General features: G+C 67.4%; 11 protein-coding genes, 1 tRNA gene and 1 pseudogene. 7 read left to right on the top strand and 6 right to left on the bottom strand.

Annotated features, from left to right (window positions below; all coding sequences use genetic code 11):
- Positions 1 to 38: 38 nt before the first annotated feature.
- From L1965_RS16150 to L1965_RS01805, 5 genes and pseudogenes are all read right to left on the bottom strand, one after another.
- Positions 39 to 1,354, bottom strand: a pseudogene (locus tag L1965_RS16150) (acetamidase/formamidase family protein).
- A gap of 250 nt (positions 1,355 to 1,604) precedes the next feature.
- Positions 1,605 to 3,383, bottom strand: a complete 1,779-nt coding sequence (locus L1965_RS01790; protein WP_235754691.1) for an SLC13 family permease — start codon at positions 3,381 to 3,383, stop codon at positions 1,605 to 1,607.
- 96 nt (positions 3,384 to 3,479) lie between these two features.
- Positions 3,480 to 4,301: a TIGR00282 family metallophosphoesterase gene (locus L1965_RS01795; RefSeq protein ID WP_235754692.1), complete on the bottom strand. Its 822-nt coding sequence runs from the start codon at positions 4,299 to 4,301 to the stop codon at positions 3,480 to 3,482.
- A gap of 117 nt (positions 4,302 to 4,418) precedes the next feature.
- Positions 4,419 to 4,491, bottom strand: a tRNA-Thr gene (locus L1965_RS01800).
- A gap of 74 nt (positions 4,492 to 4,565) precedes the next feature.
- Positions 4,566 to 6,173 carry an ABC transporter permease gene (locus L1965_RS01805; protein ID WP_235754983.1) on the bottom strand — a complete coding sequence of 536 codons (1,608 nt, stop codon included), beginning with the start codon at positions 6,171 to 6,173 and terminating at the stop codon, positions 4,566 to 4,568.
- A 216-nt stretch (positions 6,174 to 6,389) separates the two neighbouring features.
- On the opposite strand from L1965_RS01805, the gene L1965_RS01810 reads away from it, so the two are divergent.
- A complete protein-coding gene (locus L1965_RS01810; RefSeq protein ID WP_235754693.1) occupies positions 6,390 to 7,262 on the top strand; it encodes a hypothetical protein in 873 nt (290 codons plus the stop codon).
- A 112-nt stretch (positions 7,263 to 7,374) separates the two neighbouring features.
- On the opposite strand, the gene L1965_RS01815 is transcribed toward L1965_RS01810, so the two are convergent.
- Complete coding sequence (locus L1965_RS01815) at positions 7,375 to 7,626, bottom strand: DUF2312 domain-containing protein (protein WP_235754694.1); 252 nt, start codon at positions 7,624 to 7,626, stop codon at positions 7,375 to 7,377.
- A gap of 166 nt (positions 7,627 to 7,792) precedes the next feature.
- Between L1965_RS01815 and L1965_RS01820 the strand changes: the two genes are divergently transcribed.
- From L1965_RS01820 to L1965_RS01845, 6 genes are all read left to right on the top strand, one after another.
- Positions 7,793 to 8,020 carry a hypothetical protein gene (locus L1965_RS01820; RefSeq protein ID WP_235754695.1) on the top strand — a complete coding sequence of 76 codons (228 nt, stop codon included), beginning with the start codon at positions 7,793 to 7,795 and terminating at the stop codon, positions 8,018 to 8,020.
- A 70-nt stretch (positions 8,021 to 8,090) separates the two neighbouring features.
- Entirely contained in the window at positions 8,091 to 8,516 is a 426-nt protein-coding gene (locus L1965_RS01825) for a YeeE/YedE family protein (RefSeq protein WP_235754984.1), read from the top strand.
- On the top strand, positions 8,513 to 8,929 hold the full coding sequence (locus L1965_RS01830) for a DUF6691 family protein (RefSeq protein ID WP_235754696.1): 417 nt from the start codon (positions 8,513 to 8,515) through the stop codon (positions 8,927 to 8,929). The genes L1965_RS01825 and L1965_RS01830 overlap by 4 nt, the downstream gene beginning before the upstream one ends.
- Positions 8,926 to 9,375 carry a D-aminoacyl-tRNA deacylase gene (gene dtd, locus L1965_RS01835; RefSeq protein WP_235754697.1) on the top strand — a complete coding sequence of 150 codons (450 nt, stop codon included), beginning with the start codon at positions 8,926 to 8,928 and terminating at the stop codon, positions 9,373 to 9,375. Before L1965_RS01830 ends, dtd begins: the two co-directional genes overlap by 4 nt.
- A gap of 362 nt (positions 9,376 to 9,737) precedes the next feature.
- Positions 9,738 to 10,988, top strand: coding sequence for a DEAD/DEAH box helicase (locus tag L1965_RS01840; RefSeq protein WP_235754985.1), 1,251 nt, complete (start codon positions 9,738 to 9,740; stop codon positions 10,986 to 10,988).
- A 330-nt stretch (positions 10,989 to 11,318) separates the two neighbouring features.
- Entirely contained in the window at positions 11,319 to 11,993 is a 675-nt protein-coding gene (locus L1965_RS01845; protein WP_235754698.1) for a DUF2270 domain-containing protein, read from the top strand.

Raw genomic sequence — 11,993 nt, forward strand, 5'->3', positions numbered from 1 at the left:
TTCCACGCGCGGCCCCAGCCTGTCCGGCAAGCGGGTCGTCACAGCCCGTATTGTTCGCGCGCGTAATCGCCAAGCCCGACCGCGTCCAGCTTTGCCAGCGGTGCGAGAAAGGTGACCTGAATCACGCCCGGCGCGCGGCCGATCTCGATCGCGCCGTTGATGGTGGCGCGATTGCGGACCTCGGCCACCGTCATGTCAAGCAGCCTGGCGGCGCGCTCCAGCCCGTTCTCGATCGCGGCATTGAGATTGGCGGCCGTTCCGATCACCGAAACCGGCGCCAAGGACTCGACCATCGCGACGCCCCATCGGGAGGCAAGCCTGCGTCCCTTCGCCCTCTCGACCTCGGTAAAGGGCTTCGCCAGCGGCGGCAGGTCTTCCTCCAGCGGGAACAGGACCGGGCCGTCGATCGGATAGTTCCTGACCACCTCGACCTGCAGCGTGACGCTGCCCGCGACATCCATGGTGTGGCCGGCGATCTCGCCATCGCCCTGACCGGCATGCATGTCGCCAAGATAGATCCCCGCCCCCGCACCTTCACCGGCACGACCAGGATCGAGCCCGCGCGGACCGCGTCGATGTCCATGTGGCCATCGGTCTTGTGCTGCAAGAGCTGCTCGGCGGTGATTGCATACTCATGCGGGGCGCCGACCAGGAAGGCGCCGAAATCGCCGGCGTTGTGGCTGTCGGGCATCGCCATCGAGGGACAGCTGCCAAGCTGGCCCATGAACGGCCGCATCCGGACCAGCGTGCCCGGCATGTCGGAGGGCGCGAAGTTCAGGATCGAATGCTGGCGGCTTCGATCGGGCAGCGCCGAAAAGTGATCCGCGTCGCGCGCAATGGTTTCGGCCGCATCCCTTGGCAGGGTCAGGCCGACGGCGCGAGTGTCGTCGAAGGTGACCGTATAGCCGTGAACGATCTCGAAGGGCGTGACGGCGTTCCCGCATCTGTCGCACTTGACCGCATCCTGTCCGATGCCCTCGACATGCGTTTCCGGCCAGACCGTATCGCAGACCGGGCAGCGGGCAGCCACATACGGATCGCCAAGGCAGTAACCCTCGGGCGAGCTGTCATGCCCCGATGCGGTGGCCATCGAGGTGACGGTGATGTCGCGGATCCGGATCGCGACAGCGTCGCCGATCTCGGCCCCCTCGACGAAAACCGGCGTCGTGACCTCGTGCCCGCCGCGCAGCCGCGGAGTGATCATCGGGCCCCAGCAGCCCGGCGCCGTGTTCGCGATGATGGTCCCGCCATTCTCGACCGGGCCCAGCATCGGCATGTCGGGATCCAGAACGCTGTTTGTGAACTCGGACACCACCACGCTGCGGCGCGACGGCGCGTTGCTTCCATCCGGCATGACCTTTCTCCCTCGCGATCTGACCTGATGGGTCGAGAGTAGATCGCACAGGCCAATCCGCAAGCATTAACCCCATGCGCCCGAACCGCGCGGGGGCTTGCGGCCGAGATCGGCCGATCGGCTGGTTTCCGCCAGGGTCAGGTCACCGGCTGCCCGCTCTGCGCCGTCCGCGGAGGACAGATGGTCAGGCGCGCGCCCTGCGTGACGGGATTGCAGCCACTGTCCCGATGCCGGCGGCTTGCCCGAACGCCTAGAGCGGCCAGAAGATCGGAATGACCAGCGATGCCACCACGGCCATCAGGAAATTCAACGGCAGGCCCACCCGAATGAAGTCCGAGAACCGGTATCCCCCCGGCCCGTAGACCAGCGTGTTTGTCTGATATCCGATCGGTGTGGCGAAGCTGGCCGAAGCCCCCATCATCACCGCGATCACCAGCGGCCGCGGCTCGACCCCAAGCTGCAGCGCAAGCGAGATGGCGACCGGCGTGACGATGACCGCGACGGCGTTGTTCGTCACTGTCTCGGTCAAGGCCGTTGCCAGCAGATAGACCGCCAGAACAAGGCCCCAGGCCGGAAGCTCGGCCAGGTATGGCGCGACATACTGCACGATCAACTGGACTGCGCCGGAATTCTCCAGCCCTGCGCCGACCGCGAGCATCGCGAAGATCAGCGCCATCAGACGGCCATCGACGAAGCCCAGCGCCTCGTCTGCATCGATGCAGCGCGTCCCCAGCACGACGCCCACGCCAAGAAAGGCCAGCAGCTGGATCGGTGCGATATGGAATGCGGACAGGATCACCACGCCGGCAAGCGCCCCCACCACGATCGGCGCATGCTTGCGGCGATAGGCGCGGTCCGATGGCGCGTTGACCTCGACCATCTCCATGTCGCTGGCCAGCCGCTGGATGTCGCCAGACGCCCCCTCCAGCAGCAAGGTGTCGCCCACCCGGACCACCAGATCGTCAAGCTGCCGGCCGATATTCTGGTTCTTGCGATGCGCCGCCAGCACATAGACGCCATAGCGCCGCCGCAAGCGCATCGAGCCCAGGCTACGGCCGACCATGTGGCAGCCCGGCGTGATCAGCACCTCGACCGTCGAGGTCTGAACCGAGCTGAGCTTGTCGACCATCCGCAGGTCCTTGTGGCCTTGCAGGCCCAGCACTTCGGACATCGGCGTCCGCAGCACGACGCGATCGCCGGCCTCCAGCCGCACCGACGGCAGGTCGCGCCGCAGCGAGGCATCGCCGCGCAGCACGTCGATCACCCGGGCGCTGTCGCGGGCGAAGATATCCACCTCGTCCAGTGCCCTGCCGATGAGGGCGGATTCCTCGGGTATGGCGACCTCGGTGAAGAATTTCATCTTCGAGCGGCTGGACATCAGCTGCGACATCGAATCCCGGTCCGGCAGCAGCTTCGGCGCGAGGAGCAGCAGATAGATGATGCCCACGATCGCCATCGGCAGCCCGACCTTCGTGATCTCGAAGATGCCGAAGGGCGCAAGCCCGGCACCGCGCGCCACCCCGTCCACCAGCAGGTTGGTCGAGGTGCCGATCATCGTCATCGTGCCGCCCATGATCGACAGATAGGACAGCGGGATCAGCAGCTTGGACGGCGAACTGCCCATCTCTTTCGCAAGCTGCATGAAGATCGGCATCATGACCACGACCAGCGGCGTGTTGTTGACAAAGGCAGACATCGCGCACACCACCAGCGACACCAGCCCCAGCGTCAGCAGTGGGCGCGCACCTGCATGGCGGGTCGCGCGCTGGCCGATCCAGTCCAGCGCGCCGGTGCGGACCAGCCCGCCGACGATGATGAACATGAAGGCAATCGTCCAGGGCGCCGGGTTCGACAGCACGCCCGCGATATGATCGACATCGAGGATCCCCAGGCCCAGCAAGACCATCGCGCCGAGGATGGCGGTGACTTCGGGCGGATAGGTTTCGCGGATGAACAGCGTCAGCATGCCGATGACGATGAAGATCGTGGTGACCGCGGACAGAGAGCCGGTCAGTTCAATTCCGAACATTCAAATCTCGCCGTTGCGGCCGGTTCCACGCGCCATCGCGCGCATCTTGCGCCGATTTCGGGACATGCTGCAAGGCGTCAAGACGACATCCCGCAGTCAGCCGCCGGCCGGGTGGCTGGGGGTCAGCCGGCCGCCTTCGCGGACCGGCTCGATCCGGCGGGCAAGTCCGCTGCGGTCGTCGGTCTCGACCAGCACGCCGGCCAGCGTGGCGTCGCCCTCGGCCGGGGTGAAGCGATCCCGCGCCATGCCGGTGACGAAACGGCGCAGCGGTTCGGCCTTGTCCATGCCGATGACGCTGTCGTAATCGCCGCACATCCCCGCGTCCGACAGATAGGCCGTGCCGCGCGTCAGGATCTGGGCATCGGCGGTGGGAACATGGGTGTGGGTCCCGACCACGAGGCTGGACCGGCCGTCGCAGAAATGCCCGGTCGCCATCTTCTCGCTGGTCGCCTCGGCGTGGATATCCACCACGGCGGCCTGCACCATCCCGCCGGGCGGATGGGCACGCAGCACGGCGTCCAGCGCCGAGAACGGGTCGTCATAGGGCCGTGACATGAACACCTGCCCCAGCGCCTGGGTCACCAGGATCTTGCGGCCGCGCGGATCGCTGAACACCCCCGCGCCGCGCCCGGGCGCATCCTTGGCGAAGTTCAGCGGCCGGATGATGCGCGGCTCGCGGTCGATGAAGGCCAGCATGTCCTTCTGGTCGAAGGCATGATCCCCCAGCGTCAGGCAGTCGGCGCCCGATTCCAGCAGCAGTTGCGCGTGGCCAGCCGTGATCCCGCGCCCGCCGCTGGCGTTCTCGGCGTTGACGATCACGAAGTCGGCCTTCAGCCGGATTCGAAGCGTGGCCAGCCTTTCGGTGATCGCCCGCCGCCCGGCCCGGCCCATTACATCGCCCAGAAACAGAATACGCATGGCGGCAGGACTATGACAAAGCCATGACGCGCTCAAGCGGGATCGGAGTCGTTCTGCCCGAGAAAAGCGCAGGATGCGAAGGAAGGGGCGGACGGGTCGTCGTATCCGGTTGCCGCGTGCCCCCAGACGGGATCGAACCGCCGACCTTCGGTTTACAAAACCGCTGCTCTACCAGCTGAGCTATGGGGGCCACGCGCGACGTTCTCTAGCAGGCCGCCCGCGGCTGGGCAAGCATCCGAACATTCCGCGCCGCCCGTTCCGGGCTCAGAGTGCGGCGGCCGGGCCGATGCTGCGCGCTGCGGTCTTGCGCCGGCCCAGATTGGTCCGCGCCAGCAGCGCGACCGCCAGGATGCCGACCGCCATCACCAGAATCGCGGCCGGGGCGGCATTGCCCAGATCCTCGAGGCTTGCCTTTTCATGCACCCGGGTCGCCAGCGTTTCATAGTTGAAGGGTCGCAGCAGCAGCGTGGCTGGCAACTCCTTGCAGCAATCGACGAACACCAGCAGCAGCGCCGAACCGACCGATCCGCGCATCAGCGGCAGGAAGACATCGCGCAGCACACCCGCGTTGTCGCGCCCCAGCGACCGCGCCGCCATCGGCAGCGAGGGCGGAACGCGCGTGAAGGCGCCGTCGATCGCACCCTGGCCGATCGCGAAGAAGCGCACCACATAGGCAAAGACGATCGCCGCGCCGCTGCCGGTCAGGATCATCCCCGGATCGCTGCCCGTCAGCGCCTGCCAGCCATCCGCGACCCGATGATCCAGCGCGGCGAGCGGGATCAGGATGCCGACCGCCAGCACCGCGCCCGGGGCGGCATAGCCAACCGTCGTCACCGGCATCAGCAGGCGTGGCAACGCCCGTCCCGACAGGCGCACCCCGTAGACCATGACCAGTGCCAGGACGACCGTCGCGATGGCCGCCAGCCCGCCCAGGCTGACCGTGTGCCATGCGGCGCTGGCAAGTCCCGGCGTGATCCAGCCTTGCGGATAGGCCAGCGCGTAGTTCAGGATCACCGCGACCGGCAGGACAAAGCCCAACGCAAAGGGCAGGGCGCAGGCAAATGCCGCCGCCAGCCCGGAAATTCCGCCGAGGCGCTGTCGCACGATCGGTCGCGGCTGGCGGGCGCTTTGATGATAGCGGGCGTTGCGCCGGCCAAATCGCTCCCACAAGGCCAGCACGACCACCACCAGCAGGATGACACAGGCGATCTGCGCGGCGCCGCCAGCGTTGCGCCGTTCCAGCCATGTGGTGAAGATTCCGGTGTTCAGGGTCTGGACGCCGAAATAGCTGACCACCCCGTAATCCGCGACCGCCTCCATCATCGCGATGGCCGAGCCGGCGACGATTGCGGGCCGGGCCAGCGGCAGCCCCACCCGGCGGAACAGCCCCCAAGGGCCTGTTCCCAGGGCGCGCGCGACCTCGTAGGCGCTGCCCGATTGTTCGTGCAGCGCGGCCCGGGTCAGCAGATAGACATAGGGATACAGCGCCGAGGCCAGCACCAGGATCGCCGCCTCGATCGAACGGATGTCGGGAAACCAGTAGTCACGGGAATCGGCGAACCCGAACCATCCGCGCAGCGCGGTCTGCACCGGCCCGCTGTAGTCCAGGAAATCGGCCAGCGCATAGGCGCCGATATAGGCCGGCACCGCCAGCGGCAGCAGCAGCAGCCACTCAAGCGCACGGCGGCCGCGGAAATCATACATGCTGACCAGCCACGCCGAGCCCGCACCCATCGCCGCCGCCAGCGCGCCGGTGCCAGCCGACAGGATCACGGTATTCAGGACATAGCGTGGCATCACCGTGGCCAGCAGATGCGGCCAGATATTCTCGGTCGGGTTCAGCGCCAGCCACGCCACCGCCGCGACCGGCATCAGCACCAGCGCCGCAATCACCACCGCCGCGATCGACCAGCCCCGACCGCCGCCCTGCCGGAGGGCGTGGTCGTGACTGCGGCGGCGCGGCGGAACGGTGTCGGGAACGCTCATGTCCCGGGCGATACTGCAAAGCGGTTTGACTGTCCACGAATGCTGGTTAATCTGCGCGCGCCACACCTAAGAGTTGCAAGAAGAAACGACGGGGCAGCACAGATGCAGATGGTTTTCCACCTCGGGGTGCACGGCACCGACGGCGACAGGCTGCTGAAGACGCTGCTGAACAACCGCGCCTGGCTGTTGCGCAACCGGACCGAGGTGATCTCGCCGGCCCGCCATCGCGGCCTGTTCGAAGAGGCGATTATGGCGCTGAATGGCGGCCCGGCAACGCCCGGGATGCAGCAGATCATGCTGGACGCGATGCTGGAAAGCGATGCGCCGCAGCGGGTGGTGATGTCCAGCCCGACCCTGCTGGGCACGCCCGGACGCGCGATCGGTCCCGAAGGGCTCTATCCCCATATCGGCAACCGCGCCGCCGCGCTGGCCAATCTGTTCCCGCAGGCGCAAAGCGAGTTCTTTGTCGCGATCCGCAACCCCGCCGTGCTTCTGCCCAAGCTGATGCATCTGACATCGGGGGACTACGAATCGCTGATGCAGGGCTGCGCGCCGGGCAATCTTCGCTGGCGCGACACGATCCGCCGGCTGGCCTCGGCTGCGCAGGGCCGGAGGGTGGTCGTCTGGTGCCACGAGGATGTTCCGCTGATCTGGCCCGAGCTGGTGCGGCTGGCAGGCGACATGCCGCCCGAGTCGCCCCTGTCGGGTGCGCTGCTTTACATGCACGAGCTTCTTGGGGACGACGGCCTGGACAAGCTGCGCACCGCGCTTGGGGGCCACGATCAGTTGACGATCCGGCAGCGCCGCCAGATCTGCGCCGAGATCCTGCAAACCGACATTCTGCCCGATATCGCCGAGGAAGATGTCAACCTGCCCGGCTGGACGCAGGAACTGGTGGACGAAACCACCGAAACCTTCCGCGCCGACGTGGCCGAGATCGCGGTCCTGCCGGGCGTCGAGTTCGTCCTGCCCTGACGGACACGCGGCACCGTCATGGCGCTGCCACGGGCGGGGTGCTGCCGCAGGCGGGTGCTGCCGCGCGCGCCAGGCCCTGCCGGCGGCGCGGCAGCAGCGGCGGCTTGCGGCGTCACACCATGCCCAGCGCCTTCTTGTACATGTCGAGGATCGCCTCTTCCTCGGCCAGATCATCGCGGTCGCGCTTGCGCATGGCGACGATCTTTTTCATCACCTTGGTGTCGTAGCCGCGCGCCTTCGCCTCGGCCATGATCTCCTTCTGTCGCTCGGCGACATCCTTCTTTTCGGCCTCGAGCTGTTCGAACTGCTCGATGAACTGGCGCAGCTCATCGGCGGCGACGCCGTAGGCTTGATCGTCCTGCATGCGGATATGTCCTTCCTGTCCTGCCTCGGGGTTGCCGCGTTCGGCCCCGCCCTGGGGCCAGACTGTTAGGCCCTCTTGTTCCGGGGTGCAATCGCCGCTAGGGCGGCATCCGCGCGATGTCAGCGCATCGCTCGCAAGCGCGGGCCGAGCACGGGGAAGGACGATCATGGACATCTTCGAAGTCATCATCTGGACAGGCGCGGCACTGACGCTGGCGGGGCTTGCGGCACTGATCTGGTGCATCGTGACGGTGGCCCGAGCGCGCCGGGCAGGGCTGGACGACGCCGCGCTTCGGACGAAGATGCGCGGCGTCATCGCGGTGAACATGGGCGCGCTGGCCGCGTCCAGTATCGGACTGATGATGGTGGTCCTGGGCATCTTCCTGGGCCGGTGACCCGGAAGAAGCGCTTGAAACATTCCGTGCATGGAATATATCACCGCCACAACGAAACGCGGAGCGGATGATGAACCCTGACTGGATAGCCGGGCTGATCGGCGGGATGATGATCGGCGGCGCTGCGGCGCTGTATCTTCTGGGCAATGGCCGGATCATGGGGGCCAGCGGGCTGCTGGGCGGGCTGGTCGATGGCACCGGCCGGTCCAACTGGACCGAGCGCGCGGCCTTCATCGGCGGACTTGTTCTTCTGCCAGCGCTGCTGGTGGCGGGTGGGGTCGCCGAACGCTCGGCCCCGATCGCGGGCAGCGGGGTTCTGGTGCTGGCCGGCCTGATGGTCGGGTTCGGCACGCGGCTGGGGAACGGCTGCACCTCGGGACATGGCGTGTGCGGCATCTCGCGCCTGTCGCGTCGCGGGATCGTGGCGACGGTGGTCTATCTGCTGGCGGGCGGCATCGCCGTGGTGCTGTCGCGGGCGCTGGGGTGGACGGCATGAAGCGGCTGATGATCGCGGCGCTGTCGGGTGCGCTGTTCGGAGCGGGGCTGCTGATTTCGGGGATGACCAACCCGGCAAAGGTGCAGGGCTGGCTGGACGTGTTCGGTCGGTGGGACCCGACGCTCGGCTTCGTGCTGACCGGCGCCATCCTTCCGATGCTGGTCGCCTGGCGCGTCGCCGCCCGCCGCCGCACGGCGCTGACCGGGACGCAAATGCCGCCGCCACCGCCGCAGATGATCGACGCCCGGCTGATCGCCGGCGCGGCGCTGTTCGGGCTTGGCTGGGGCTTTGCCGGGCTTTGCCCCGGTCCCGCAATGGCCTCGATCGGCTTTGGCGGCACGCCTTTCCTGATCTTCTTCGCGGCGATGGTCGCCGGGATGTGGCTGTTTGCCGTCTGGAACCGCCGGGCATGAGGGCGCTGGTCCAGCGCGTCAGCGAAGCCTCGGTCGAGGTCGAGGGCCGGATCGTCGGCGAGACCGGGCCGGGGCTGCTGGTGCTGGTCTGCGCGATGCAGGACGATGATGCGACGGCGGCCGACAAGCTGGCGGCGCGGGTCGCCAAGCTGCGGATATTCCAGGATGACCGTGGCAAGATGAACAGATCGCTGCTGGATGTCTCGGGCGGTGCGCTGGTCGTCAGCCAGTTCACGCTGGCCGCCGACACGCGCACCGGCAACCGGCCCGGCTTTTCGGCCGCCGCGGCGCCCGAAGACGGGCGGCGGCTTTACGAAACCTTCGCCGCCAGCCTGCGCGGGCACGGCGTGGCGGTCGAAACCGGCGTGTTCGGCGCGGACATGAAGCTGCGGCTTTTGAACGACGGGCCGGTGACGATATGGCTGGACAGCGCAGACCGCGCTTGACTTCTCGCCCGCCCTGCCCCATCTGTCCCCAGTCGCCGCCCGCTGCCGCGTGAGCAGCCGCGATCCATTCGCTTGACGGCACGACAAGAAATCCAGTTTCCCATTCACGCGGGGAGGCTTGCAGGCATCCTCGTATCGCGCCTGCACCCCTGCTGAAGCCTCGCCCTGATGGCGTGGCCCCTGCCTTGCGTCCGATACGGGGGATGCAGGGACGAAAGTAATTCATGGAACAGAACAACGACCGTCGCCGCCCCCTTCGTGGCGGCAAGGCCAAGACCCGCACCGCACCGCCGCACGCCGCCTCGAACGAGGGCCGACGCGCCCCGTCACGCGAGCCGCTGGCCACCGGCGCCTTCGCCGAGATGGGCATCGATCACCGCATCAACGCCAATATCGCGGCGATGGGGCTGACCCAGCCGACCCCGATCCAGGCGCAGGGCATTCCTGCAGTGGTCGAGGGTCGCGACGTGCTGGGCCTCGCCCAGACCGGCACCGGCAAGACGGCGGCCTTCGGCCTGCCGATGCTGACCCGGCTCATCAGGTTCGGCAAGAAGCCGGACCCCAGGACCTGCCGCGCCCTGATCCTGGCGCCGACGCGCGAACTGGCCACCCAGATCGCAGCCCATATCGATTCCTATGCCGAAGGCACCCCGATCCGCAGCTTTCGCGTGGTCGGCGGCGCGTCGATCAACGTCCAGGTCGAGCGCATGTCGCGCGGCGTCGACGTCCTGATCGCCACGCCGGGCCGCCTGATGGACCTGATCGAGCGTCGCGCCATCGACCTGTCGGCCACCACTTACCTGGTGCTGGACGAGGCCGACCAGATGCTGGATATCGGCTTCATCCACACGCTGCGCAAGATCGCGCGCATGCTGCCCAAGGAACGGCAGACGCTGCTGTTCTCGGCCACCATGCCGAAGCTGATGTCGGAGCTGGCGGACACCTATCTGACCGATCCTGTCAAGGTCGCCGTCAACCCGCCCGGCAAGGCCGCCGACAAGATCGAACAGGGTGTGCATTTCGTCACCCAGGGCGACAAGGCGACGCTGCTGGCCGAATATCTGGCCAAGCATCCGGGAGAGTTGTCGATGGTCTTTGGCCGCACCAAGCATGGCTGCGAAAAGCTGTCCAAGCTGCTGGAGAAATGGGGCTTCTCGGTCGCCGCGATCCACGGCAACAAGTCGCAGGGCCAGCGCGAGCGCGCCCTTGCCGCATTCCGCAAGGGTGACACGCAGGTGCTGGTCGCGACCGATGTGGCCGCGCGCGGGCTTGATATCCCCGAGGTGGCGCATGTCTACAACTATGACCTGCCGAACGTGCCGGAAAACTATGTGCACCGGATCGGTCGCACCGCCCGCGCCGGCCGTGACGGCCGTGCCGTGGCGCTGTGCGCGCCGGCCGAACTGGGCGAACTGCAGGCCATCGAACGCGCGATGAAATCCTCGATCCCGGTGATCGGCGGCGAGGTTCCGGCGGCGCCGCCGCCCTCGGCGCGCGGTGGCCAGCGTGGACGCGGCAAGCCGATGATGGCGGGCAAGCCCGCTGCCGGTGGGCAGAAGCGCCCGTCGCGCCGCCCGTCGCGACAGCCCAGAAGCCATCAAGCCAAAGGCTGAGCGACGCGCTGCCCGGTCAGGGCAGGCGAAGATCAGGGAAGCCGCAGGACCCAGGGTCCGGCGGCTTCTTTCATGCAGGATGTGCAGTCGTGCCGGCGCGGTCACGAACGGCCCGGTCCGCGCGAATACCGTCACGCGGTTCGGCAACCGGATCGTGCCGCCAGGCGACGCGGCCGCAAGACGAGGCCGCAAGACGAGGCCGCAAGACGAGGCCGCAAGACGAGGCGCTCGGCGACCCTGCCCCGACAGCGGCGCTGTCCGACATGCCGCCGCAGTAACGCTTGCCGAAACCATCCTGCGCTGCCACTCTGGCAGGCAGGGAGAAAACGGATGGACGGGAACGCGCAACCCCGCAAGAATCTGGATGCGGCCGAGATGGGCGTCCTGGCGCATCTCTATCGTGGCGAAGTCTATCGCTCGACCATCTGGCGGACGCGACTGGACACGACGACCAACTGGGCAGTGGTGACGCTGGGGGTCGCGCTGTCGATCACCTATGCCTCGCCTCAGGCGTCCCCCCTGCCGCTGGTGCTGGTCGGGATCCTGATCATCTTCTTCCTGATGCTGGAAGCGCGGCGCTATCGCTATTTCAATGTCTGGCGCGCGCGGTGCCGGTGGCTTGAGCTGCATTTCCTGTCGCCGATGCTGAAGGATGGCGACCTGCATCTTGAGGAACACTGGCAGGACCGGCTGGCCGACGACTATCTGCACCCGAAATACCATGTCAGCATGTGGACCGCGATCGGGCGGCGCATCCGGCGCAACTATTTCTGGATCCTGCTGATCCAGGCCGTCGCCTATATGGGGAAGCTGATCGTGCACCCGACCCCGCTGGAATCGACCGCGCAGCTTCTGGAACGCTCGGCAATCGGACCGTTGCCGGGCTGGCTGATCCTGTCTGTGGGTGGCTGCTACTGCGTCAGCTGGGGCCTGATCGCCTATATCAGCGAAAGGCAGGACGCGGAACGCGCCAGGAAGCGGCGCGATCCGCTGGGGATGGGTTAG

Origin of the sequence: Paracoccus salsus (genome assembly GCF_021556615.1) — a bacterium.
GTDB lineage: Bacteria > Pseudomonadota > Alphaproteobacteria > Rhodobacterales > Rhodobacteraceae > Paracoccus > Paracoccus salsus.

Excerpts from the sequence above, each read along its gene's own strand:
- L1965_RS01820 (WP_235754695.1), top strand. The coding sequence starts at position 7,793 with ATGGACATCTTCGAAGTCATCATCTGGACAGGCGCGGCACTGACGCTG.
- L1965_RS01845 (WP_235754698.1), top strand. The coding sequence starts at position 11,319 with ATGGACGGGAACGCGCAACCCCGCAAGAATCTGGATGCGGCCGAGATG.
- L1965_RS01825 (WP_235754984.1), top strand. The coding sequence starts at position 8,091 with ATGAACCCTGACTGGATAGCCGGGCTGATCGGCGGGATGATGATCGGC.
- L1965_RS01810 (WP_235754693.1), top strand. The coding sequence starts at position 6,390 with ATGCAGATGGTTTTCCACCTCGGGGTGCACGGCACCGACGGCGACAGG.
- L1965_RS01795 (WP_235754692.1), bottom strand. The coding sequence starts at position 4,301 with ATGCGTATTCTGTTTCTGGGCGATGTAATGGGCCGGGCCGGGCGGCGG.
- L1965_RS01840 (WP_235754985.1), top strand. The coding sequence starts at position 9,738 with ATGGGCATCGATCACCGCATCAACGCCAATATCGCGGCGATGGGGCTG.
- dtd (WP_235754697.1), top strand. The coding sequence starts at position 8,926 with ATGAGGGCGCTGGTCCAGCGCGTCAGCGAAGCCTCGGTCGAGGTCGAG.
- L1965_RS01790 (WP_235754691.1), bottom strand. The coding sequence starts at position 3,383 with ATGTTCGGAATTGAACTGACCGGCTCTCTGTCCGCGGTCACCACGATC.
- L1965_RS01805 (WP_235754983.1), bottom strand. The coding sequence starts at position 6,173 with ATGCCGGTCGCGGCGGTGGCGTGGCTGGCGCTGAACCCGACCGAGAAT.
- L1965_RS01830 (WP_235754696.1), top strand. The coding sequence starts at position 8,513 with ATGAAGCGGCTGATGATCGCGGCGCTGTCGGGTGCGCTGTTCGGAGCG.
- L1965_RS01815 (WP_235754694.1), bottom strand. The coding sequence starts at position 7,626 with ATGCAGGACGATCAAGCCTACGGCGTCGCCGCCGATGAGCTGCGCCAG.